A 25,425-nucleotide genomic window follows, 5' to 3' on the forward strand; every position below is an offset into this window, starting at 1 on the left:
TCGGATAGGTCTGGCACTGAATAAATGGATTTGCAGTCGAATGTAGAAGAGAGTGCGACATAAGCTAGAATTGAAAGATTGAGGAGATTTTTGCTCAAGATAAAAGTATCCTCATCATTTGTTAGGCTAATCAATAAAGGGCCTCTCTCTTCTTGACTGCGATTCTTGTCTCTTTGCCGGTCGTAACGCCGAGGAGGGGCTCATCATGGTTATTGTCACGAACAAAGCGACCGGTTCATCCAGTACAGTCGCGGGTAATAACATTATTCTTTCGTCTCCGAGTGTTGTTAAACTGTCATTGAGCCCCCGCGCAATTGCAGATTACCAGAAGATCGGCGATGATCTCGTCATTCGCCTTCACAATGGCGAAACAATCCGAATTGTTCATTTTTATGCTCATTATCCGAATGGCGATGATAATGATTTAGTCCTGCAAGACGAGGACGGGAAGCTGTGGGTTGGTCAGCACGGTGATGGATTAGCAGATTTCAACTTTGCGGAAATTCAGTCGGTTGACCAACTGATGGGTGGCGCAACAGGCGGCGTAAGTCCCGTTCTTCTCGGGTTGCTTGGCCTTGGCGCGGTTGGCGGGATTATTGCTGCGGCGTCAAGTTCCGATAACGATGACGACAATGACAATGGCGCAGGTGTTGATAGGGAGCCCCCGGCAGAGCCTGCCGTGGCGCTTGAAAACGATACCGGCCTTCCAGATGACGGCATTACTGGCGATGGGACGGTCGTTGTAAGTAACCTCGAGGAGGGTGCTACTTGGCAGTACAGCACAGATGGGGGCAAGACCTGGCATGACGGGAGCGGCGCAAGTTTTGAACTTCAGCCTGGTGTCTATGGCGATGGGGATATTCTGGTCCGTCAGATAGACTCCGCGGGGAATATTGGTCCCGCGACTTCACTCGGACCCGTAAATGTTGATGTAACCGCACCGACGACCGATGTCGCCATCACCGATCCGGAAGGAGACAATATCCCGACAGCTTCCGGCACGACGGAACCGGGTTCGACGGTTGTGGTGACCTGGCCGGATGGCACGACCTCGCAGGTGACGGCGGATGGCACGACCGGCGCATGGACGGCGACGGCCCCGGCTGAACAGCCCGATGGCAATGTGACGGTTGCGGTGACCGATCCTGCAGGCAATCCGGGAACGGGAAGCGGCACGTGGACTTCGAGTGACACGACCCCGCCGGACACGAGTGCGACGACCGTGACGGTTGGTGCGATTGCCGGTGACGGTGTGGTCAATGCCGCCGAGGCGGCAGGCAATGTTGCGGTAACGGTAACGATCACCAACCCGCCTTCGGATGCTGCGACGACGACGGTGAACGTGCTTGTCGATGGCGTGCCTTATGCGGCAGTTTCCAATGGCGACGGCACATGGACGGCTTCGGTTCCCGGCAGTGCGCTTGCCGGTGCTGCGACGCCGACGGTGACGGCGGAAGTCGTGTTTGCGGATGCAGCCGGCAATGATGCTGCGCCTGTGACCGGCACGCAGACCTATACGGTCGATGTAACTCCACCGACGACCGATGTCGCCATCACCGATCCGGAAGGAGACAATATCCCGACAGCTTCCGGCACGACGGAACCGGGTTCGACGGTTGTGGTGACCTGGCCGGATGGCACGACCTCGCAGGTGACGGCGGATGGCACGACCGGCGCATGGACGGCGACGGCCCCGGCTGAACAGCCCGATGGCAATGTGACGGTTGCGGTGACGGACCCGGCTGGCAATCCGGGAACGGGAAGCGGCACGTGGACTTCGAGTGACACGACCCCGCCGGACACGAGTGCGACGACCGTGACGGTTGGTGCGATTGCCGGTGACGGTGTGGTCAATGCCGCCGAGGCGGCAGGCAATGTTGCGGTAACGGTAACGATCGCCAACCCGCCTTCGGATGCTGCGACGACGACGGTGAACGTGCTTGTCGATGGCGTGCCTTATGCGGCAGTTTCCAATGGCGACGGCACATGGACGGCTTCGGTTCCCGGCAGTGCGCTTGCCGGTGCTGCGACGCCGACGGTGACGGCGGAAGTCGTGTTTGCGGATGCAGCCGGCAATGATGCTGCGCCTGTGACCGGCACGCAGACCTATACGGTCGATGTAACTCCACCGACGACCGATGTCGCCATCACCGATCCGGAAGGAGACAATATCCCGACAGCTTCCGGCACGACGGAACCGGGTTCGACGGTTGTGGTGACCTGGCCGGATGGCACGACCTCGCAGGTGACGGCGGATGGCACGACCGGCGCATGGACGGCGACGGCCCCGGCTGAACAGCCCGATGGCAATGTGACGGTTGCGGTGACGGACCCGGCTGGCAATCCGGGAACGGGAAGCGGCACGTGGACTTCGAGTGACACGACCCCGCCGGACACGAGTGCGACGACCGTGACGGTTGGTGCGATTGCCGGTGACGGTGTGGTCAATGCCGCCGAGGCGGCAGGCAATGTTGCGGTAACGGTAACGATCACCAACCCGCCTTCGGATGCTGCGACGACGACGGTGAACGTGCTTGTCGATGGCGTGCCTTATGCGGCAGTTTCCAATGGCGACGGCACGTGGACGGCTTCGGTTCCCGGCAGTGCGCTTGCCGGTGCTGCGACGCCGACGGTGACGGCGGAAGTCGTGTTTGCGGATGCAGCCGGCAATGATGCTGCGCCTGTGACCGGCACGCAGACCTATACGGTCGATGTAACTCCACCGACGACCGATGTCGCCATCACCGATCCGGAAGGAGACAATATCCCGACAGCTTCCGGCACGACGGAACCGGGTTCGACGGTTGTGGTGACCTGGCCGGACGGCACGACCACGCAGGTGACGGCGGATGGCACGACCGGCGCATGGACGGCGACGGCCCCGGCTGAACAGCCCGATGGCAATGTGACGGTTGCGGTGACCGATCCTGCAGGCAATCCGGGAACGGGAAGCGGCACGTGGACTTCGAGTGACACGACCCCGCCGGACACGAGTGCGACGACCGTGACGGTTGGTGCGATTGCCGGTGACGGTGTGGTCAATGCCGCCGAGGCGGCAGGCAATGTTGCGGTAACGGTAACGATCGCCAACCCGCCTTCGGATGCTGCGACGACGACGGTGAACGTGCTTGTCGATGGCGTGCCTTATGCGGCAGTTTCCAATGGCGACGGCACATGGACGGCTTCGGTTCCCGGCAGTGCGCTTGCCGGTGCTGCGACGCCGACGGTGACGGCGGAAGTCGTGTTTGCGGATGCAGCCGGCAATGATGCTGCGCCTGTGACCGGCACGCAGACCTATACGGTCGATGTAACTCCACCGACGACCGATGTCGCCATCACCGATCCGGAAGGAGACAATATCCCGACAGCTTCCGGCACGACGGAACCGGGTTCGACGGTTGTGGTGACCTGGCCGGATGGCACGACCTCGCAGGTGACGGCGGATGGCACGACCGGCGCATGGACGGCGACGGCCCCGGCTGAACAGCCCGATGGCAATGTGACGGTTGCGGTGACGGACCCGGCTGGCAATCCGGGAACGGGAAGCGGCACGTGGACTTCGAGTGACACGACCCCGCCGGACACGAGTGCGACGACCGTGACGGTTGGTGCGATTGCCGGTGACGGTGTGGTCAATGCCGCCGAGGCGGCAGGCAATGTTGCGGTAACGGTAACGATCACCAACCCGCCTTCGGATGCTGCGACGACGACGGTGAACGTGCTTGTCGATGGCGTGCCTTATGCGGCAGTTTCCAATGGCGACGGCACGTGGACGGCTTCGGTTCCCGGCAGTGCGCTTGCCGGTGCTGCGACGCCGACGGTGACGGCGGAAGTCGTGTTTGCGGATGCAGCCGGCAATGATGCTGCGCCTGTGACCGGCACGCAGACCTATACGGTCGATGTAACTCCACCGACGACCGATGTCGCCATCACCGATCCGGAAGGAGACAATATCCCGACAGCTTCCGGCACGACGGAACCGGGTTCGACGGTTGTGGTGACCTGGCCGGACGGCACGACCTCGCAGGTGACGGCGGATGGCACGACCGGCGCATGGACGGCGACGGCCCCGGCTGAACAGCCCGATGGCAATGTGACGGTTGCGGTGACCGATCCTGCAGGCAATCCGGGAACGGGAAGCGGCACGTGGACTTCGAGTGACACGACCCCGCCGGACACGAGTGCGACGACCGTGACGGTTGGTGCGATTGCCGGTGACGGTGTGGTCAATGCCGCCGAGGCGGCAGGCAATGTTGCGGTAACGGTAACGATCGCCAACCCGCCTTCGGATGCTGCGACGACGACGGTGAACGTGCTTGTCGATGGCGTGCCTTATGCGGCAGTTTCCAATGGCGACGGCACATGGACGGCTTCGGTTCCCGGCAGTGCGCTTGCCGGTGCTGCGACGCCGACGGTGACGGCGGAAGTCGTGTTTGCGGATGCAGCCGGCAATGATGCTGCGCCTGTGACCGGCACGCAGACCTATACGGTCGATGTAACTCCACCGACGACCGATGTCGCCATCACCGATCCGGAAGGAGACAATATCCCGACAGCTTCCGGCACGACGGAACCGGGTTCGACGGTTGTGGTGACCTGGCCGGATGGCACGACCTCGCAGGTGACGGCGGATGGCACGACCGGCGCATGGACGGCGACGGCCCCGGCTGAACAGCCCGATGGCAATGTGACGGTTGCGGTGACGGACCCGGCTGGCAATCCGGGAACGGGAAGCGGCACGTGGACTTCGAGTGACACGACCCCGCCGGACACGAGTGCGACGACCGTGACGGTTGGTGCGATTGCCGGTGACGGTGTGGTCAATGCCGCCGAGGCGGCAGGCAATGTTGCGGTAACGGTAACGATCGCCAACCCGCCTTCGGATGCTGCGACGACGACGGTGAACGTGCTTGTCGATGGCGTGCCTTATGCGGCAGTTTCCAATGGCGACGGCACATGGACGGCTTCGGTTCCCGGCAGTGCGCTTGCCGGTGCTGCGACGCCGACGGTGACGGCGGAAGTCGTGTTTGCGGATGCAGCCGGCAATGATGCTGCGCCTGTGACCGGCACGCAGACCTATACGGTCGATGTAACTCCACCGACGACCGATGTCGCCATCACCGATCCGGAAGGAGACAATATCCCGACAGCTTCCGGCACGACGGAACCGGGTTCGACGGTTGTGGTGACCTGGCCGGACGGCACGACCTCGCAGGTGACGGCGGATGGCACGACCGGCGCATGGACGGCGACGGCCCCGGCTGAACAGCCCGATGGCAATGTGACGGTTGCGGTGACCGATCCTGCAGGCAATCCGGGAACGGGAAGCGGCACGTGGACTTCGAGTGACACGACCCCGCCGGACACGAGTGCGACGACCGTGACGGTTGGTGCGATTGCCGGTGACGGTGTGGTCAATGCCGCCGAGGCGGCAGGCAATGTTGCGGTAACGGTAACGATCGCCAACCCGCCTTCGGATGCTGCGACGACGACGGTGAACGTGCTTGTCGATGGCGTGCCTTATGCGGCGGTTTCCAATGGCGACGGCACGTGGACGGCTTCGGTTCCCGGCAGTGCGCTTGCCGGTGCTGCGACGCCGACGGTGACGGCGGAAGTCGTGTTTGCGGATGCAGCCGGCAATGATGCTGCGCCTGTGACCGGCACGCAGACCTATACGGTCGATGTAACTCCACCGACGACCGATGTCGCCATCACCGATCCGGAAGGAGACAATATCCCGACAGCTTCCGGCACGACGGAACCGGGTTCGACGGTTGTGGTGACCTGGCCGGACGGCACGACCTCGCAGGTGACGGCGGATGGCACGACCGGCGCATGGACGGCGACGGCCCCGGTTGAACAGCCCGATGGCAATGTGACGGTTGCGGTGACGGACCCGGCTGGCAATCCGGGAACGGGAAGCGGCACGTGGACTTCGAGTGACACGACCCCGCCGGACACGAGTGCGACGACCGTGACGGTTGGTGCGATTGCCGGTGACGGTGTGGTCAATGCCGCCGAGGCGGCAGGCAATGTTGCGGTAACGGTAACGATCACCAACCCGCCTTCGGATGCTGCGACGACGACGGTGAACGTGCTTGTCGATGGCGTGCCTTATGCGGCAGTTTCCAATGGCGACGGCACATGGACGGCTTCGGTTCCCGGCAGTGCGCTTGCCGGTGCTGCGACGCCGACGGTGACGGCGGAAGTCGTGTTTGCGGATGCAGCCGGCAATGATGCTGCGCCTGTGACCGGCACGCAGACCTATACGGTCGATGTAACTCCACCGACGACCGATGTCGCCATCACCGATCCGGAAGGAGACAATATCCCGACAGCTTCCGGCACGACGGAACCGGGTTCGACGGTTGTGGTGACCTGGCCGGACGGCACGACCTCGCAGGTGACGGCGGATGGCACGACCGGCGCATGGACGGCGACGGCTGTTTTGGCCCAACCCGCTGGTACCGTGTCGGTCGCGGTGACGGACCCGGCAGGCAATCCCGGAAGCGGTTCGGGCGGCTGGACGCCGAGCACCACAACGCCGGGTGCTGCTGATGATCTCGCTGCCGCCAGTGTCGACGTCGTGCCGACAGAAACGGCCGTGGATAATGGAGATGCGACCTATCTGCTGGGCATCGGTATCGGTCTGGGAATTATCGATCTCCAGGCGACGGTCCTCGGTGTTCCTTCAGTCGGGTTCACGATCACGGAGGGACATACTCAGGACCTGACCTTCGCCTTCGGCGGTCTTGCCAATGTCGGCGTGCTGGGCGACTATCAGGTCGTTGTCCAGAAATGGGATGCCTTGACAGGCCAGTGGACCAGCGTTGACGGTTCCGCTACGGGCGGCTCCATCCTCAATATTGGCCTTCTTGATGGTGGTGCCAATGGTGTTGTGATCCCTGACATGGATGCAGGCCAGTATCGCGCCTTCATGGTCTATAATGGTGTGGGACTGTCGGTACTGACCACCATGACCGTAAGTGGTCTGGATCACGACTATATCAACACGAGCATAGTAACCGGCGAAGCCACGGGCAATGTGCTCGACAATGATGGCGGCGCTGCCGCTGCCGGGCATATCGTCACCAGCGTGAACTTCAATGGCACCGATTATCCCGTGGCGGCAGGTCCGGCAGGCACGACGATCATCGGGCAGTACGGACAGCTCGTCATTCATCAGGATGGCAGCTACACCTACACGCCGAATGCAGACGGCACCGCAATCGGCAAGGTGGACCAGTTCACCTATACGCTCCATGATCCGGTGGCGAACACGAATACCCAGGCTATCCTCTATGTCCGTATCGACAGCGATGGACAGGGGCTGGTGTGGAATGACGCCGATCTCGGTGCAGATGCGACCTACAGTGTTGCTGCTACCAATGATGCGACGGAAATCGATATTACGTGGATCAACCCCACGGATACCGCCTACTTCGACCAGGCGCAGCCTTTGATCGGGGCGCTGGGTACCGTGACAGCGAACAGCAATCAGTTCACTATCGGGAGCAATATGGACGCGACCGGTAGTGTGGTTGTTTCGGTCACCGCTGCAGCACTAGCCAGTGGTACGGTCACAATCCAGAAATTGGTTGGCAGTGTCTGGCAGGATGTTAATACCGACAACGCATTCAACGTGGCTGTTGGTGTGCTCGGGAATGTCAAGACGATCGATATCGGCAGTCTGGATCTAGATGCTGGAACCTATCGGGTTCATACGACGCTTTCGGGCGCCCTTGCGGCAATCTCTATCACGACTGACGTGAACGTCACCCATCTGGATCAGCATGTGATCTCTGGTGATCCGTCAATCAGCGGCAGCTTGGTCGCCAATGATGGTGTCGTCCCTGAAGGCTCGCGGGTCGTAGTTTCAGACGGCGGTACTTTTGTTGACGCAAGCGCAGCGGGCACTGTCATCCATGGTGTCCATGGTGACCTGACCGTCTATAGCAATGGTACATACAAGTATGAGCCGCTGGACACGTTGGCCTATGCCGACCGCGAAGGGACGGACAGCTTCACCTACAAGATCGTGCTTCCGGGCGGTTATGAAACGACGGCGGAACTGGTTGTCCAGCTTCATGACGGCGCGGCCGTAACGTTTACAACGGAGACGGCTGATCCGGTATCGGCAGAGAGTTTCTCGGCGGACACATCAGGCGATGTCGTGGCGCTTGGCGGTCTCGCCGGATCGGATGCTTCGGACAGCTCGCCAGAACCGGCGCAGCATAATCTGTCAGAGGCTCTCCTCCTTGACGACGGCGGCGGTGAGATCGTTCTGCCTTCCAGCGATAGCGAAACGGGCGGAGGCAGCTCTGCCGATGCGGCGGTAAGCAGCACAGATACCGATCTGATAACGGTAGATGAGGGCAGCACGGTGATCGATCCGTTGGCTTATCTGACACCCGATCCGCTGAGACAGGAGGACCCACCCCACTCTGCACATATGGTTTGATCGATCTTCCCTGCCGCCGGCTGGTCGGCGGCAGGGTTTCATCCGAAAATTTTCAGGCTTCGGCCGGTTATAACGGATATTAGATGCATAAAGCCCCGGTCTTAAATCATTTGCCAACCATATTGCTCAGTTCATGCCTTCTGGCGGCGTGCCAGACCACTACAATTGACCCGGCTCCGGGAGACCAGCTTTCTGCCCGGCCAACAAGGAAAGCGGAGGCTCCCCGGCCCCCGTCAACAACGGGTTCCGTTCCCCCAAACCCTGTTGCTGACGGGGGCAATCCTGCTCGAAATCCCGCGCCCGCGATACAGGCTTCAGCGGGGTCCCTAACAATGGAAACTGCCGTTCGGCGTGCCGTCGGCTGGCATCCAGCCGTCGACGAAGCGACAGGCCGGATTTATCAGGCCGACGAACGCATTCGGGCTGCGCAGGCAGGGTACTATCCCAAGCTCAATGCGGGCGTCGCTTCCGGTTATCAGAGCAGCAATAGGGAAGGCTGGCGGCCGAATTTCAATGTCTCGGCGTCGCAGATGCTTTACGATTTCGGCAAGGTTTCCAGTTCGGTCGACATTGAACGGGCCGTAAAGGATATCAGCAATGCTCGCCTTCTTCTCGCTATCGATGATCTATCGCGCGACACTGCCAATGCCGTTGTCGAGGTGCAGCGCTACAGAAGGCTTTCGGCGCTGGCCCAGGAACAGGTGGCAGGGGTTAAAGTCATCGCGGGCCTCGTCAACCAACGCACGGACAAGGGGGCGAGCACCATGTCCGACAAGGTACAAGCCGATGCGCGTGTAGAGTCCGCGCTGGCTACCCAGTTGCAATACCAGTCCGAATTGAACCGCTGGCAGGTGGCTCTCGGAGCGCTGATCGGCGGCGGTTCGCCAAACCCCGTTTCTGGTGAGCCCGGCTGGCTGGGCAAGGCCTGCGATGCTGCAACCCCGGACTGGGAAGAAGTGCCTGCAATGCTGCAGGCCAAGGCGGAGAAGGAGGAGGCTGAGGCGCAACTGGCCGCCAGCCGGGCTGAAGCTCTCCCAACCGTATCCCTTGAGGCGATGACCGGATACGATCTCAACGCGTCGAGGGACGATACACGAAGCAATGATCGCCAGCCGGAATATTCCGTAGGCCTGAATGTTTCGTCGAACCTCTACAATGGCGGCCAGACGACAGCCCGTAAAAGAGCTGCGGCCTATGCACTCCAGTCGGCAGAAGCAGCCATCAGTACCGCCCGCTACGATATCGAGCGCAATCTCATGGAGGCGAGAAGCCAGATTGGTACGTTGGGCCGGTTGATGGGATCGCTGGAATCGCGTGCGAACATGATGGTCAAGACGCGCGATCTTTACCGCGAACAATATCTGGAACTGGGGACCCGAACGCTTCTGGACCTGCTCAATGCCGAGCAGGAATTACATGAATCGCGGTTTCAGATCGCCAATACCGTCCATGATCTGCGGCGGCTCAATATCAGCTGCCTTTATAATTCCGGTAAGATACGCCGCGAGTTCGGCATCAATCCCGCGATGGTGCGAGGAGGCACGGTCAGCCAATGAAACATGGCGAAATCTCTCCCGAAATGGGATCAGTCTTGAGCTTTGAGCCAGAAGAAGACGTACAGGAGCCGAGGTTTTGCCAGGAACGCTGGCTGGAAGCCTTGCGGCTTGTTGCACAATATTACCGACTTCCGCTTTCTGTTCAGGGTGTAAAACTCGCCGCCGCTTCCATAGACCCCAATTCAACTGACGAGATGAAGCTTCATGCGATGGCCCGCCGCATGGGGCTGGGTATCAAGCTGGTCGACCCACAAAATATCAATCTTTCCAACTGGCATGTGCCTTTCATTCTTGAATTGACGGATGGGCAATTGGCGGTTGTTCACAAGATTTCAACGGATAGGGAAGCTGGGGTCTGGCTGAGCGGCGAACAGGGGCTGGAACATGCATTTCCCCTTGATGCTCTTGTCGTCCAAACCCGTCATGTTCTGCTGGCTCGCCCGGCCCGGACTGTTCCTGATGCGCGCGTCGATGCCTATATCAAGCCTTTCGAGGAAAACTGGCTAAGGCGGATCGTCTTTCATGATCTTGGGTCCTATAGCCATGTGCTGGTCGCTTCATTTATCGCCAATGTGCTTGGGCTGACGGGTATCATTTTTTCGATGCAGGTCTATGACCGTGTCATCCCTGCGCAGTCGTTCAATACGCTCTATGTTCTGTTCAGCGGCGTCGTGCTGGCGATTTGCTTCGATTTCATGATGCGTCGCGCACGAATGGGCATCATTGATATGCTCGGAAAGCGTACCGACCTGCAAATGTCAGATGTCGTGTTCGGTCACGCGCTCCGGGTGCGTAACCGGGCCCGACCGACTTCTACAGGTTCTTTCATCGCGCAGTTGCGCGATATTGAACAAGTGCGCGAATTGTTGACCTCAACGACCGTTGCAGCAATTGCGGACCTGCCGTTTTTCCTTCTGTTTCTCGTGCTGTTCTGGTGGCTGGCGGGGCCGTTGGTCTTTATCCCGCTGGCCGCGATCGCAGCCTTGATCTTGCCCGGTGTCTTTCTGCAAAGGCGTCTCCGCCGGCACGCCAATGAGGCCATGCGCGAGTCATCATTACGAAACGCCATGCTGGTGGAAACAGTACAGGGCATAGAAGACATCAAAAGCCTGCAGGCGGAGGATCGCTTCCAACAGCAGTGGAACCATTTCAATGCTGTTACCGGCGAGGCGCAGATCAGGCTTCGTTCCGTTACAAACGGATTGAGCGTATGGACCCAGAATGTGCAGACGGGCGTTTACGCGTTGACGGTATTTATCGGTGCGCCCATGGTCATCAGTGGTGACATAACCACCGGCGCACTTGTCGGCGCATCCATTCTCGGTTCGCGTATGCTGGCGCCGATGGCGCAATTTACGCAGATCGCCGGGCGTTTGCAGCATGCGAGGATCGCAAAACAAGGACTGGACCGTCTTATGCAGATGCCGGTCGACCATCCCGACAGCGAAACCCGGATTCACTGCCCGCATATCAAGGGTTCCTATCTCCTGAAGAACGCGCTCTTCCGTTATGGTGATGAAAGCTCGCCTCCAGCGCTGCTGGTGCGCGACCTTAAGATCGAACACGGTGAGCGGGTTGCTGTTCTCGGACGAAACGGTGCAGGTAAATCCACGCTCCTGCTCGCCCTGTCGGGGCTTATGGACGCAAGTGACGGTGAGGTTCTGCTGGACGATCTCTCCTTGCCGCAGATCGATCCGGCGGACGTCCGGCGCGACATCGGTCTTCTGACACAGAATTCGCGCCTGTTCTTCGGCACATTGCGCGACAATATCACGATGGGTGCGCCTGACGCTTCGGACGATGAGATCCGGCGCGTTCTTGCCATGGTCGGAGCCGATGGCTTTATCCGCAAACTTCCGCAAGGCCTCGAATATCTTGTTCAGGAAGGGGGAAGCGGTCTTTCCGGGGGCCAGAAGCAGGCCATATTGCTGGCGCGGCTGCTGATACGGGACCCGTCGGTGGTGCTGCTCGATGAACCGACATCCACGATGGATGAGGCGACCGAGCGCCATTTCATCCAGCAATTCGCAAAGTGGAGCGCAGGGCGCACCGTGGTCCTCGCGACACATCGCACGCGGGTGCTGGAACTGGTTGAACGGCTTATCGTCGTCGAAAACGGACAGATAGCACTGAACGATACCAAAGAACGTGGGCTGCAGGCCCTGCTCGGCGTAAGCAAGGTCGAAGCCCCGAGAACGGCCCCTGCAGCATCGGCCAGAACATAGGAACTGGCTCTGGTTGGGAGAATGGCGATATGGCAGCCCTTGGCGAAGATTTCGGCGATTGGGTGAACGGGAGTGTCGACGGTGCACGGCTGAAACGTTCGAAGCGTTTTGTCCGGCTTGTATTCCTGTTCTTCGCGGTTCTGCTGATCTGGGCTTATCTGGCTTTGCTCGATGAAGTGTCGACTGGCACCGGCAAGGTAGTTCCAACGTCCCAGGAGCAGGTGATCCAGTCCTTGGAGGGCGGGGTTCTAGCGAAGCTTTATGTTCGTCAGGACGATGTCGTCGAACCAGGCAAGATACTGGCTCAGCTCGATCCAACGGTCACTGAGGCAACGGTACAGGAAAGTTCCGCCAAATACCGTGCTGCGCTGGCCAGTTCCGCTCGTCTGACGGCGGAAGTCAATGGGAGCGATCTGGAATTTCCTGACGAACTGGATGCATTTCCTTCGCTTCAGGCATCAGAGACCAAGTTATATGAAGCGCGCAAACGCAGCCTCAAGGAGTCGCTCGATTGGCTTGCGGAGTCTAAGAAACTGGCGCAGGACGAACTCGCCATCAGCCAGTCGCTGACAAAGATGGGCGCTGCCAGCAATGTGGAAGTCATCCGGCTGAAGCGGCAGCTTGTCGAGCTTCAACTCAAGGAAACCGAGATCCAATCGGACTATATTGTCAAGGCACGTGAGGAACTCGCGAAAGCTAATGCGGACGTGGAATCGCTTTCTTCGGTGATAAGGGGCCGGGCGGACTCGCTTGCGCGGCTGACCCTGCGCTCTCCAGTGCGCGGCATCGTGAAGAACATTGAAGTTTCGACGATAGGCGGTGTGGTTCCTCCCAACGGCAAGCTGATGATTATCGTCCCGCTGGATGAACAGCTTCTCATCGAGGCTCGCATCTCCCCGCGCGACATTGCCTATATCCATCCCGACCAGCCAGCAACGGTCAAGGTCACCGCGTATGACTATGCGATATATGGCAGCTTGAAGGGAAAGGTCGTCAGTATTTCACCGGATACAATTCAGGACGAGGTCAAACCGGAAGAGTTCTACTATCGTGTCTTCATAAAGACCGAAACAGACGCACTTTTCAACAAAACTGGCGAGCGTTTTCCAATCGTCCCCGGCATGGTCGCTACCGTTGACATTCATACCGGCAGCAAGACTGTTATGGATTACCTCATCAAGCCTTTCAACAGAGCGCGGGAAGCACTCCGGGAAAGATAGTTGGCTTGTATTATCCGCGTGGCGAGAATGCCATTTCCCAATGGGCTCGCTGAGTCGTGGGTGTAAACCACCAGTGACTGAATAAGTCGAAATCGGCTTTAAACGGTTTCGTAGAAGCTGTCCCGCATGGAGCGCAGGATGATGACCGCAGAAGCAGCACCGGGATCGACATGACCAAGCGAGCGCTCACCCAAACGAGCAGCGCGGCCCCGTGCGGCCACCATAGAACGGGTTGAATCCGCACCCTTTTCAGCTGCTTCGAGAATTCTGTTCCACATTTCCAGGCTGCTCAAGCCGTGCGTTCGCGCGTCAACAGCCGTTTCCATCGCCGGTATCCATGCATCCAGCATGGTTTTATCGCCACGTTGTCCCTTTCCGCGTTCCTGAATGCCTCGTGTGATCGCCTCGACGATGCCGGCCTGGTCCTCGGCGTCGAGGCTTTCGCGCGGTTTAAGGGCCTTGGAAGCGTGGCGAAATGCCGTCGCATAGAGGGGACCGGTGGAAGCGCCCACGGTGTCGAGAAAAGCGGCTGCAGCTGCGGCGAAAATCTCGGAAGGGAGTATGTGCTCCAAATCCAACTTGGCAAGCGCGCTGTTGATGGCTGAAAAGCCCAGCACCATGGTGATGCCGTGATCCGCATCGCCAATTGCTCCGTCGAGATCGGAAAGTCGTTCTTTTTCCTCCTTCATCGAAAAGGCAATGAGCTGGAACATTCGGCTTAGACGACGCGCTGCAGTTTCCTGCATTTGTACCTCCCAGACAATCTGGAATTCATGTAACCGCCGAAAGCGGCTTTAATCAGTTGACCCGCAGAAAAGCCGTATCGCAAGGATGCGACAAGAGATCGGACAATTCCTGATCGAGGTGCATGACGGATATAGATGCTCCGTTCATGTCCAGCGATGTGCAGTAGTGGCCTACCCAATTGGCTTCGATTGTTATTTGCTTGGCGCTCAGCCGTTGTTCGACGCGTCGGAACAAAATGTAGAGTTCCATCAGCGGCGTTGAGCCGAACGAATTTACCAGTACCGCCACCCGATCTCCCGGCGATGCATTCATCTCACTGAAAATCCGGTCCATGATGTGATCGACAATGGCATCGGCGGACATCATTTTCTCGCGAACAACGCCACGTTCGCCGTGAATACCCACGCCGATCTCCATTTCTTCAGCGCCGATTTCGAAATTGTGGCGCCGTGTCTGGGGCAGGGAACAGGGCTCCAGCGCAACGCCCATCGTAAAGGTTCTTCGGTTGGCCTTGCGCGTCACCGCTTCGCATGCCTCGAGCGACATGCCGCGGTCACACGCTGCACCGGCTGCCTTGAAGATGAAGAAATTTCCCGCTACGCCGCGCCGACCGTCGCGATCCTCCACTGGGGACGACGATATATCGTCTGTTGTCAGAACGGTCCGTGTGGGAATGCCAGCTTCCTGCGCCATTTCGGCCGCCATCTCGAAATTCATGACATCCCCGACATAGTTGCCATAGACGAAGAGGACGCCTTCTCCGCCGGAGGCGGCCTTGGCGCATTCGAGAATTGGGGCAGGGGGAGGCGAGGAAAAGACATTCCCGATGGCTACCGCATCGGCAAGCCCTTTTCCGACATAGCCCAGAAAACACGGTTCATGCCCGGACCCGCCGCCAATCACCAGTCCTACTTTTCCCTGTCGGGGCCCGGTCCGTGCGACGAGCGCGCGTTTCGATCCGTTGATAGGAGCGAGATAGGACCGGTGCGCTCTGGTGGCGCCATCAAGCATTTCCTCCACGACATCGTCGGGACTGTTCAGAAACTTCTTGATATGCGTGCGGTAATGGCTGGACACGTGGGCCGGCTCCGCACGCAGCTTCTGCGAAAGCTTGCTGTCGATTTCAGTCACGCCATCCGCGTTGAGGATACCGCGTCCTGTCGCGGCATCGGTAATCAGAATGTTGATATAACCGCCCCGCAAGGCGGCGAGAATTGCAGGTACTTTGTCGAAACCACCTGCAACTGCGATGCGCATGTCGATGTTGCGCAACCTGTCGAGCGTAATACCGATGGTCCTGTCGTCAAGCGGGCCTGATACAGGCTGTCCATGAGAATCGATGAAGCGCCCGGCGACGACGCCGACGGCATTCTTGGCCAGATATTCCTGTATGGAGACGTTCTCGAAAAAGCCGCTGGTATGAATCGTGGAATTCGGTCGGAGCGAAGAAATACCGAACAACGCCTTGTTCGCGTGGTCCAATGCCTGGAACTGCTCCGCAATAATCGGTTCTCCGACTATTGCTGCCTTGACGTGAGCACTGGATACGATAGCTGGCGCTGTGATGTTGACGAGATGCGCATTTGTCGCCCGTGCCATGGCTGCCGCGCATAATTCGGGGGTGTAAGCGAAACTGGCGCGTGTTCCACCGGTAGCCTGAACGACGGTCACATCCTGCAGATTGGCTATGCGGGTGTTCTCAGCGATAGCGAGGACCGTCCGCCCCCAGGCGACAGCGAGCGTATCCCCGGATTTTAGAAGCTTGGCGATTGCTTGCGCAGCTGCGGTTCCAAGCCGGTCGATAAGCGCCTGCGCGCCGTCATCATTTGGCACTACCAGACAGTCGTTCAATCCGAAATGGCGCTTGAGTTCCTGCGCGATTGCAAGGGAACCGAGGCGCGCGGGTTCGATCGAGATGTTGACGATGCCACGGCTACGGGCATCCGCCAGATAGCTGTTCACGGTAGCCCGCGAAATCCCCATGATTTCAGCGATTTCACCCTGCGTGCGCCCATCTTCATAATAGAGCCAGCACGCCCAAACGTACGGATCGTCACCATAGCGCAGCGGAATGCCGTGGGTCGGTTCCACCTGTCCAATCTTGCTTGCGGTTGTTTTTCCGTTTGGCGCCATGTTCTCTGCACTGAACCTCTTGTTTCCTTCTAAACATATCCAACAAAAGTGCGAAGCGGTTTTGTGTTGGATAATGCGTAAAAACAGAAGATTGAGCGGTTCTGCTGAACCTGTCTTAACCGGACTGCTCTATCGTCGGGTTGCCTGGCAATACAACGGTTTTGCTTGGAGTTTTTTAGAATGCGCGGAAACAGCAGGCCCGGTTCCTGGCTTTACACCGGGCCTGCTGATCGTCGGTAATCCCTACTGGAACCGCACCCGTGCGCCGTCGGAAAGTTCCTTGAGGATAATGGCGCAGGATGTCGCTCCGGCATCCAGAACACCCAGCGACCTTTCGCCAAGACGGCTGGCGCGACCGATCTTCGCCACCAGATCGATCGTCGAATCCCGGCCTTTCTCAGCGGCTAAGACGAGAGCTTCGAGGGCCTCGGCAAATGACTTTCCGGCAGCGGTGGCTTCATCGAAAGCTTCGATGGCAGGCACGAGCGTGTCCAGCAATGTCTTGTCACCGACCTTTGCAGAGCCGATTGACTGGATACCTTCAAGCCCGGCGTGAAGCATGCGGCTGAACGCAGCCGCATCGATATTCTCGATCCCGTCTATTTTTTCCGCAAATTCGGTGAACATCACGCCGTAAAGCGGCCCCATCGAGCCGCCGATCTCGGTCATGAGCACTGTGCCAAGCGTATCGAGAGAAGCGGCCAGTGTCTCGTTCTTCCCCTTCAGTCGTTCGGCGGCCATGTTGAACCCCTTGGCCATGTTGACGCCGTGATCGCCATCACCGATCTTGCCGTCGATCTCGCTGAGATAGGCGCGGTTCTCGACAATCCGGTCGGCCATTGCCAGCACGATGTCTCCGGCTTTTGCGTTATTGAGTGTTTGCACAGGTCTCTTCCTTACAGAATGGTGGTGCAGCGCACTTCCACGTCGAGCAGTTCTTTCAGTTCGTTGTCCAGCGCCATGATCGTCAGCGTTGCGCCGACCATTTCAAGCGAAGTGAAATAATTGCCGATATAAGTGCGATGGATTGTCAGTCCGCGTGCCCGGATCTCGGATTCAATCGTGTCGTTGAGGATATAAAGCTCGTTCAGCGGCGTTGCGCCCAGACCCGAAATAAGCACGGCCACTTCGGTGCCTTCAGCAAGTTCGTAGTCATCGAGCACGATCTGGCACATATCTTTTGCGACTTCGGCTGCGGGCTTGAGCGGCTCCACCCGCACCCCAGGCTCGCCGTGATGCCCGATCCCGACTTCCATCGTTCCCGGCGCGATCTCGAAATTCGGATGACCGACGGCAGGCAGCGTGCATGGACCGAGCCCCACACCGATCGAACGGCAGTTATCGATGGCCTTCTGCGCTGTGGCGCGAACCTCCTCCAGCGCGGCTCCAGTTGCCGCTTTTGCGCCGCCAACCTTCCACATGAAAATCTCGCCGGCAACGCCGCGCCGCTTTTCGCGTTCGTCGGCAGGGGCTGAACAGACATCGTCGTTCGCGACGACTGTCGCAACTTCGATGCCGTCCTTGGCGGCCAACTTGGTCGCCATCTTCACATTCATGTTGTCGCCCGCGTAGTTGCCATAAAGGACGACAACGCCCTTGCCGCCGTCTGCTTCGCGTATGGCATCGTGAAAACTCTTGGCGGTTGGCGAGGAAAACAGTTCCCCCACCGCTACCGCATCAAGCATGTTCTTCCCCGTGTAACCGATGAAAGCGGGCTCATGACCGGAACCGCCACCTGTAACGACACCGACCTTGCCGGCGACGGGGGCATCTTTCGCAGCAATGACACGCGGGTTTTCCGCGAGCCGGACGATGTCGGAATGAGCTTTGACAAAACCCTTCACGGTATCTTCCACGACTTCGTCCGGATTGTTGATGAAGCGCTGCATGATATCTCCTGTAAGATGAATGAGCGCTGGGCTCAAAGAATGGTATAGCCGCCGTCGATCAGGAGATCGGCACCAGTAATCATGTCGGCTCCTGCAGATGCGAGGAATACGGCTGCTGCGGCAATCTCTTCTGGATAGGCAAAACGCCCTGCGGGGATACGCTTCTTTGCGGCCTCGCCCTTTTCACCGGCCCAGGCCTTCTTGCCGAGTTCCGTGAGCACGATGGTCGGTGAAAGTGTGTTGACGCATATTCCATGCTTGCCCCATTCGGCTGCGAAGGTCTTCGACATGCCGATGACGCCGAACTTCGACGCGCAGTAGGCGACGTGTTCTTCAATAGCGACTGTGCCTGCCTGAGAGGCGAGATTGATGATCTTGCCGCCCTTGCCCGCAGCGATCATGGCGCGACCGACCGCCTGAGTAACGAGGAAACTTCCTTTCAGATTATTGGAGATGGTCTTATCCCATTCATCGAGCGAAATTTCTTCTGCGGGAGCCAGATAGACGACACCTGCGCTATTGACCGCAATGTCGATTGTGCCGAACTCATCATTGACCGCTGCGATTGCGTCATTGACCGACTGCTGGCTCGAAACATCGCAAACGAACGGCTTTGCGTTTTCGCCGAGTTCCGCGGCTTTGGCTTTCGCAATATCAGCGCTGATATCGAGCACTGCGACTTTGGCGCCTTTGGCGATGAAAGCTCTGGATATTGCAGCACCGATCCCGGAAGCGCCTCCGGTCACGATTGCAATTTTTCCGGAAAGCGGGAAGTTCAGGTCAATTTGGGGAGCTTGATCGGACATTTTGTGCCTCGGGAGTCTGGTTTGTGAGCCTGGCGGCCCGGCATCCCTATCATGACTTTCACGATAAGTGGCGGGGCCGCCCAGGCAGCGTTACTTGCGGCTTTCCAGGAGCTTGTCGACGTTTTGAGCGGTCACGGGCGTCCATGGAACATTGTAGTTCTTGTTCTTGCCGTCGTTAAACGGCATATCCGGATACTGCGCCCAGATATCGGATTGAGGCTTGTACTCGCCCTTCTTGGCGTGGAAGATCGCAAGGTCGAGAGCGCCTTGTGCCTGCGCATTTGCATCCTGCAGAATGGAAGTCATCGTGCCTTCCTTGACCGCATGCAGTGCATCGGTAATACCGTCGATGCCGGCGATTGCGAAATCACTCACCTTGAGGTTGGCGGCCTTGATCGCCTCGATCGCTCCGAGCGCCATTTCGTCATTCTGGCCGATCACGCCCTTGATCTGACCGGGATGTGCGGTCAGCCAATTCTCCATAAGGGTCTGCGCTTCAGCGCGAGACCAATTCGCAGTCTGGTCTTCAAGAACATTCACGTCCGGGCATTCGGCCAGCGCTTTCTTGTTGCCTTCCAGACGGGAAATCTGTGCGGATTGGCCGATTGGTCCTTCAAGGATGACGACATTTCCCTTGCAGCCGATCTTGTCGAGCACGTCCTTGGCTTCCATATAGCCCGACACCGTATCGTCGGAGCCGACATAGGCCGCGAGCAAATCGGAGTTGACGCGTGTGTTCGAACCTACAACCGGGATGCCTGCGTCGCTGGCGGCCTGAACGGCGGTAGCACCTGCCTCGATATCAATAGGCACGAAGATGATCGCGTCGAACTTCTGCGTAATCATCGTATTGAACTGTTCCTGCTGGACCAGCGCATCATAACGCCCGTCGAATATAGTCAGGTCAACCTCGCCGTTCTTGACCGCCGGATGCTTTTTCAGGGCTTCCGACCAGACCTGCATGAACTCGGCATTCAATCCGTAAGGCGCCGCGCCGATCTTGAGCTTCTTGTCTTGTGCCAGTGATGGCGTAACGATTAGTGCGGACGCCGCAGCGAGCGCGATCAACAGTTTTTTCATTGCAATCTCCTCCTTGTTGATTTGGCATACCGATCAGTATGCCGTTCTTGAAAATGGGGGCGGTGCGGCTAGGCAATTTCCCGTTTGAATTGAATCGGAAGAAATGCCCTTCCGTTTGCTTTTGCGCATGTCCTTACCCCGAAACCGTTTCCTGCTTTCGGGAGGCCTGCTCTAGGCGCCCTGGTTGCGTTTCTGATCAAGCATGACCGCGCCTACGATGAGTGCTCCCTTCAAAACCTGCTGGTAGTAGGACTGGATACCCATCAGATCGAGACCGTTGTTCATGACACCGATGATGAGCGCGCCGATGAGTGTTCCCGTGATGCGCCCGACGCCGCCCGACAGGCTGGTGCCGCCAATGACGACCGCTGCGATGGCATCGAGTTCATAGCTGATACCCGCTTGCGGCAGCGCCGATCCGGTGCGGGCCGACAGGACCATGCCTGCAAGGCCGGCCAGCCCGCCGGAGATGACGTAAACAGAAAAGCGCACCCGTGATATGTTGATGCCAGAAGTATTCGCGGCGTGGGGATTGCCGCCAACAGCGTAGATATAGCGGCCGAACCGCGAGCGATTCAGAATCCACCATGATACCAGAAACACGATCGCGAGCAGAATGACAGGAACCGGAACGCCGAGAATGTTGCCGGTTCCAATCCAGCGAAAATCCGGGACAAGGGCGGGTACCGGCTTGCCGCCGCCGTAGATCAAGGTCAGGCCGCGCGCTGCGGAAAGCATGCCGAGCGTGGCCACGAATGCCGGAACCGCGAAGCGTGAGACTATCGTGCCGACCAGCGCGCCACAGCCGATGCCCACGAGCAGGCCGACGGGAATGGCTATGAACGGTGAATATGGAGCCCCCGCAATGCCTGCCGTCGCCGACGTGGTTGCAAGGCTGGCGCTGACGATACCGGCCAATGCGACCACAGAGCCAACGGAGAGGTCGATGCCACGCGTCAGAATGACGAAGGTCATGCCGATGGCGAGAATGCCGTTGATGGAGGTTTGCAGCAAAACGTTGGAAATATTGCCTGCTGTCAGGAAATACTCGTTGGAGAACGAGAGGATCGTGGCCAGAAGCAGGAAGGCGATGAATATGCCATATTCCTGAACGACCAGCCTGCGACGTTCGGAGCCAAACCAACTGGTTGGTGAATTATTCTCTGTGGTGGACACTGTTCTACCTCTCCAGAACCGGCCGCAAGTGCTGATGCAGGCGACTGTTCTATCTCCTTGGTCTCAACCGATACGCGGTGCTTCCGTGTCAATCTTCATGTCGAAAGATGCACCAGCGTCTGCGCGTTCGTTTCCGCCCTGCGATAAATGCCAACCGATTGTCCCCCGCGCATGACCATGATGCGATCGGACATGCCGAGAACCTCATCGATCTCCGATGAGATCATGACTACAGTTCCGCCTTCGGCGGCAAATTCGCAGATGACGCGGTAAATTTCCTGTTTTGCGCCGACATCGACACCGCGCGTTGGTTCATCAAGCAGCAGAACGCGCGGGCTTCGCAGGAACCATTTTCCAAGTACGACCTTCTGCTGGTTGCCACCCGAAAGGCCGGAAACCGCCATCGTGTCATGCGCGACCTTGATCCTGAAACGCTCGATCATTGCCCTGCTGGCTGACGATTCCTCGCGTCGGTTCATTGCAAAATGCGGGCTCATCTCGGGCAGGCTGGCAAGGCAGATATTGTTGCGAACGCTGTCGCCAAGATTGAGTCCGGTGAGTTTTCGGTCCTCCGTCACGAAGGCGAGCCCGAGCGCCATGGCATCCGAGGGACGCCGGATGCTTATCGTCTCACCTTCCAGACGGATTGCGCCTTGGGAGGCTTTATCCAGTCCGAAAAGACAGTTGAATATTTCCGAACGACCCGACCCCATCAATCCGTAGATGCCGAAGATCTCACCCTTGTGCGCGGTGAAGGAGATATCGGTTATCTTGCCTGGTGCGCTGAGGCCCAAGACCTCGAGGCCTGGAACTTCTGTCGGGACATTCGTCTTGATGTATTCGTCACCCAATTCCCGTCCGATGATCAAACGGATCAATTCTGCGCGCGTGATAGCTCCGAGATCGCCGCTGTCGATATAGCTGCCGTCGCGAAACACGGTATAGGTGTCGGCAATCTGAAAAATTTCCGACAGGCGATGCGAGACGTAAACGACCCCTTTGCCGCTCGCTTTCAGCCGTTCGATCGCGGCAAAAAGCTGCTGGGCTTCCTTTTCGCCAATGGCAGACGTCGGTTCGTCCATGAAAATGACTTCGGCGTCGTGACTGAGCGCTTTTGCGATCTCAACCAGTTGAATCTGGGCGACGGACAGATTCATCATGAACTGATTGGCGCGAATTTTGAATTCGAGTTGGTCGAGAAGTTTTTGGGCATTCCGGTTCATCGTTTTGAAGTCGATGCCGCCGAAACGACGAAGCGGTTCTCTGCCCAGATAGATGTTTTCCGCCACGGTCATGTGCGGGATGGGGCTCAGCTCCTGCTCGATTATGGCGATGCCCGCCTGCAACGCTTCAGCAGGGCTGGAATATGTGACTTCTTTTCCGCGCCGCCGGATATGACCTTCGTCACGGGCGTGAATGCCCATCAAAATTTTCAGAAAGGTGGATTTGCCCGCGCCGTTGCCCCCGCAAAGTGCATGCACCGAGCCGGGCCGCAACTGGAGGCGTCCGTTCCGCAAGGCGGCAACGCCGCCAAAGGACTTTTTCAGCCCCTCCACATCCAGCAGAAGTTCCAATGCATTTCCTCCGGTGGCGGCAGTTGTTCTGCCGCCGGTTTCAACGGCCTCGCCGTCGTTTTGACAATATTCGATAAATGATCGACAAATGTCAACCTTTCATGTAAGAAGGACAAAAAGGGGAAAAGCAACATCAGCCCTGACGGTAGCTGGGCGGCGACAATAACGTTCCTATTCAATGGGTTAAGTGTAATCAGACGGATCGGCAGGTTTTGAGTGTAGATCTGGCCCGTGATTGCGCTTCCAGCTGAGGGATCTCCCGTTTTTGAGAAGATTTCGGTGTTGAGGGGAAATGTGTTGACAAGAGACAGAACTGTCTGACAAATGTCAAAATGTGGAGGCGGTCTTCAAGCTATCACCTGTCAGGAGGCGGCAGGGTTTGAAGAACGAGAAATGCTTCGATAGCGGGAGGATGGACGTGTCATCGAACAGCCTAGATCGACAGACGCTGTTTCTGGCGTTGATCAATGTCGCCGTTCTGGCGGCGGGCGGCTTTCTGGCCGGTTCAAATTTCATGGACAGCTATAACCTGCAATCGATGGCGTCGCAGGTTCCCGAATTGGGACTGCTGGCCTTCGGTGTCATGCTGGCGATGATTTCAGGCAATGGCGGTATCGATCTTTCGGGCATCGCGCTGGCAAATCTTTCCGGCATCGTCGCGTTTCTGCTGACACGCCATTATATTCCGGCTGCCGATGCACCGCTGCTTTTCTCGTGGGTATTTGCCGGTCTGGCGCTGGTCGTCGGGTTGATCGGCGGTGTCATCAATGGGATCGTGATTGCCTATGCGCGCCTGACGCCATTGATCGCAACGCTCGGAACCCAGCTTCTTTTTACCGGCATTGCCGTGTTCCTGACCAACGGCTCCGCCGTCAGCATGGGCTTTATCGAGCCGCTCGATAATTTCGGCAACATGCCCGTTCTTGGCGTTCCGATGTGCTTTGCGCTGTTTATCGCTATCGCTCTGGCGCTGTCATTCCTGCTCAAATACACGCCTTTCGGCGTGAAACTGATGCTACTTGGCAGCAATGCCAAGGCGGCTCGCTATGGCGGTATCAATGAAAGGCGCATGCTTCTCATCACCTATACGCTGTGCGGCCTTCTTGCTTCAGTTGCGGGGATCATCATTGCTGCGCGCAACTCTTCGGTGAAGTGGGATTATGGCGGGTCTTACGTCCTGATTGCGATCCTGATTGCCGTCTTGGGCGGTGTGAAGCCGGAGGGCGGCTGCGGGAAGATACTCTGTGTGCTTCTGGCCGCTACGGCTCTGCAGATACTCTCAAGCCTGTTCAATTTCATGAATATCTCGAATTTCTTCCGCGATCTTGCCTGGGGTGTTCTGCTGATGGCGCTTCTGGCATCGGCACGCATGCACTTCAGCTACTGGCTGCGGCCCAGAAGACAATAGCGACAAGGCTGCGGTTCCGGGATGAAGCCGCCAGCCGAGGACCCAAAAAACAATCTGCTTATATTAATGGAGGAGTCTTATGAGCATGTTTTCCAAACTGATAGCGGGCACGATGCTTGCGGGAACAGTCATGGCCGGCGCCGCACTCGCGGCAGACAAGCCGACCATCGTGACGGTAGTCAAGGTTACTGGTGAAAACTGGTTTACCCGCATGAACGAAGGGGTTGATGCTTATGGCAAGGACAATGCCAATGTGAGCGCCAGCCAGGTGGGCCCGGCAAAGGCTGATGCCGCGCAGCAGACCCGCATCATCGAAGACCTCGTTGCCAAGAATGTCTCGGCGATTGCCGTTGTGCCGATGGACCCTTCTGCACTTGAAGGCGTGCTACGCCGCGCTTCACAGCGCGGCATCAAGGTCATCACCCATGAGGGTGACAGCCTCGTGAATACCGATGTCGATATCGAAGCCTTCGACAACAAGGCATTCGGCGCGCGTATAAATGAAAAACTTGCCGAATGCATGGGCAAATCGGGCAAGTGGACCTCGTTCGTGGGATCGCTTGGCAGCCTCACGCATAATCAATGGGTCGATGCCGGTGCCGAAAACGCCAAGCAGTATCCCGATATGGAACTGGTGGCAGAGAAGAACGAATCCTTCAATGATGCCAACCGGGCCTATGAAAAGGCCAAGGAAATCCTCCGTAAATATCCGGATATCAAGGGCTTTCAGGGATCGTCCGCTATCGATGTGATCGGCATAGGTCGTGCCGTGGAGGAAGCGGGACTGCAGGACAAGACCTGCGTGTTCGGTCTCGGGCTTCCGAAGGATACCGGTCCATATCTCGAAAGCGGTGCTGTCGACCAGATTTTTTTCTGGGACCCGAAGGATGCCGGCTACGTCATGAACAAGGTCTCCGATCTCGTTCTCAAGGGCGAGGAAATCAAGGATGGCATGGATCTGGGTGTTCCGGGTTACGAGAAGATGACCGTCATCAAGGGGCCGGGCAAGGGCATCATCATCCAGGGCCAGGCCTGGGTTGATGCGGACAAGTCCAACTACAAGAACTTCCCGTTCTGACTACGAAGCAACGCGCCACGCTGACCTCCAGGGCCGCCCGCACCACAGCGGCCCTGGAGGGACCATCCGGAA

Annotated in this window: 14 protein-coding genes; 6 read left to right on the top strand and 8 right to left on the bottom strand. The window is 58.3% G+C overall.

Annotated elements, in window-relative coordinates:
- Window positions 1-205: 205 nt before the first annotated feature.
- From OINT_RS22575 to OINT_RS20010, 4 genes are all read left to right on the top strand, one after another.
- Window positions 206-8,461 (top strand): BapA/Bap/LapF family large adhesin, encoded by an 8,256-nt coding sequence (locus OINT_RS22575; RefSeq protein ID WP_006469728.1) that lies wholly within the window; start codon window positions 206-208, stop codon window positions 8,459-8,461.
- A 332-nt stretch (window positions 8,462-8,793) separates the two neighbouring features.
- Window positions 8,794-10,017 (top strand): TolC family outer membrane protein, encoded by a 1,224-nt coding sequence (locus OINT_RS20000; RefSeq protein WP_006471933.1) that lies wholly within the window; start codon window positions 8,794-8,796, stop codon window positions 10,015-10,017.
- Window positions 10,014-12,242, top strand: coding sequence for a type I secretion system permease/ATPase (locus tag OINT_RS20005; protein WP_006469730.1), 2,229 nt, complete (start codon window positions 10,014-10,016; stop codon window positions 12,240-12,242). Before OINT_RS20000 ends, OINT_RS20005 begins: the two co-directional genes overlap by 4 nt.
- A 29-nt stretch (window positions 12,243-12,271) precedes the next feature.
- Window positions 12,272-13,462 (top strand): HlyD family efflux transporter periplasmic adaptor subunit, encoded by a 1,191-nt coding sequence (locus tag OINT_RS20010; protein WP_006469731.1) that lies wholly within the window; start codon window positions 12,272-12,274, stop codon window positions 13,460-13,462.
- Window positions 13,463-13,560: 98 nt separating this feature from the next.
- Here the strand turns inward: OINT_RS20010 and dhaL (OINT_RS20015) are convergent, their stop codons facing one another.
- The 8 genes from dhaL (OINT_RS20015) to OINT_RS20055 form a co-directional block, all read right to left on the bottom strand.
- The gene (dhaL, locus tag OINT_RS20015; protein WP_006469732.1) at window positions 13,561-14,208 is read right to left on the bottom strand and encodes a dihydroxyacetone kinase subunit DhaL; all 648 of its coding nucleotides are present in this window, start codon (window positions 14,206-14,208) and stop codon (window positions 13,561-13,563) included.
- A 52-nt stretch (window positions 14,209-14,260) separates the two neighbouring features.
- Window positions 14,261-16,342 (bottom strand): bifunctional sugar-binding transcriptional regulator/dihydroxyacetone kinase subunit DhaK, encoded by a 2,082-nt coding sequence (locus OINT_RS23195; RefSeq protein ID WP_006469733.1) that lies wholly within the window; start codon window positions 16,340-16,342, stop codon window positions 14,261-14,263.
- A 243-nt stretch (window positions 16,343-16,585) separates the two neighbouring features.
- The gene (gene dhaL, locus OINT_RS20030) at window positions 16,586-17,227 is read right to left on the bottom strand and encodes a dihydroxyacetone kinase subunit DhaL (RefSeq protein ID WP_006469734.1); all 642 of its coding nucleotides are present in this window, start codon (window positions 17,225-17,227) and stop codon (window positions 16,586-16,588) included.
- Between the two features lie 11 nt (window positions 17,228-17,238).
- Window positions 17,239-18,231, bottom strand: coding sequence for a dihydroxyacetone kinase subunit DhaK (locus tag OINT_RS20035; protein ID WP_006471932.1), 993 nt, complete (start codon window positions 18,229-18,231; stop codon window positions 17,239-17,241).
- A 32-nt stretch (window positions 18,232-18,263) separates the two neighbouring features.
- A complete protein-coding gene (locus OINT_RS20040; protein ID WP_006469736.1) occupies window positions 18,264-19,037 on the bottom strand; it encodes an SDR family oxidoreductase in 774 nt (257 codons plus the stop codon).
- A 90-nt stretch (window positions 19,038-19,127) separates the two neighbouring features.
- Complete coding sequence (locus OINT_RS20045) at window positions 19,128-20,117, bottom strand: substrate-binding domain-containing protein (RefSeq protein ID WP_006469737.1); 990 nt, start codon at window positions 20,115-20,117, stop codon at window positions 19,128-19,130.
- A 171-nt stretch (window positions 20,118-20,288) separates the two neighbouring features.
- Complete coding sequence (locus OINT_RS20050; RefSeq protein ID WP_006469738.1) at window positions 20,289-21,293, bottom strand: ABC transporter permease; 1,005 nt, start codon at window positions 21,291-21,293, stop codon at window positions 20,289-20,291.
- A gap of 95 nt (window positions 21,294-21,388) precedes the next feature.
- A complete protein-coding gene (locus OINT_RS20055; protein WP_006469739.1) occupies window positions 21,389-22,867 on the bottom strand; it encodes a sugar ABC transporter ATP-binding protein in 1,479 nt (492 codons plus the stop codon).
- Between the two features lie 418 nt (window positions 22,868-23,285).
- Between OINT_RS20055 and OINT_RS20060 the strand changes: the two genes are divergently transcribed.
- On the top strand, window positions 23,286-24,275 hold the full coding sequence (locus OINT_RS20060; protein WP_006471931.1) for an ABC transporter permease: 990 nt from the start codon (window positions 23,286-23,288) through the stop codon (window positions 24,273-24,275).
- A 79-nt stretch (window positions 24,276-24,354) separates the two neighbouring features.
- Entirely contained in the window at window positions 24,355-25,353 is a 999-nt protein-coding gene (locus OINT_RS20065; RefSeq protein WP_006469741.1) for an autoinducer 2 ABC transporter substrate-binding protein, read from the top strand.
- Window positions 25,354-25,425 lie beyond the last annotated feature (72 nt).

Source organism: Brucella intermedia LMG 3301 (assembly GCF_000182645.1).
Classification (GTDB): Bacteria; Pseudomonadota; Alphaproteobacteria; order Rhizobiales; family Rhizobiaceae; genus Brucella; species Brucella intermedia.

Coding starts and splice junctions, on each gene's coding strand:
- OINT_RS22575 (WP_006469728.1), top strand. CDS start 206: ATGGTTATTGTCACGAACAAAGCGACCGGTTCATCCAGTACAGTCGCG.
- OINT_RS20000 (WP_006471933.1), top strand. CDS start 8,794: ATGGAAACTGCCGTTCGGCGTGCCGTCGGCTGGCATCCAGCCGTCGAC.
- OINT_RS20005 (WP_006469730.1), top strand. CDS start 10,014: ATGAAACATGGCGAAATCTCTCCCGAAATGGGATCAGTCTTGAGCTTT.
- OINT_RS20010 (WP_006469731.1), top strand. CDS start 12,272: ATGGCAGCCCTTGGCGAAGATTTCGGCGATTGGGTGAACGGGAGTGTC.
- dhaL (WP_006469732.1), bottom strand. CDS start 14,208: ATGCAGGAAACTGCAGCGCGTCGTCTAAGCCGAATGTTCCAGCTCATT.
- OINT_RS23195 (WP_006469733.1), bottom strand. CDS start 16,342: ATGGCGCCAAACGGAAAAACAACCGCAAGCAAGATTGGACAGGTGGAA.
- OINT_RS20035 (WP_006471932.1), bottom strand. CDS start 18,231: ATGCAGCGCTTCATCAACAATCCGGACGAAGTCGTGGAAGATACCGTG.
- OINT_RS20040 (WP_006469736.1), bottom strand. CDS start 19,037: ATGTCCGATCAAGCTCCCCAAATTGACCTGAACTTCCCGCTTTCCGGA.
- OINT_RS20045 (WP_006469737.1), bottom strand. CDS start 20,117: ATGAAAAAACTGTTGATCGCGCTCGCTGCGGCGTCCGCACTAATCGTT.
- OINT_RS20065 (WP_006469741.1), top strand. CDS start 24,355: ATGAGCATGTTTTCCAAACTGATAGCGGGCACGATGCTTGCGGGAACA.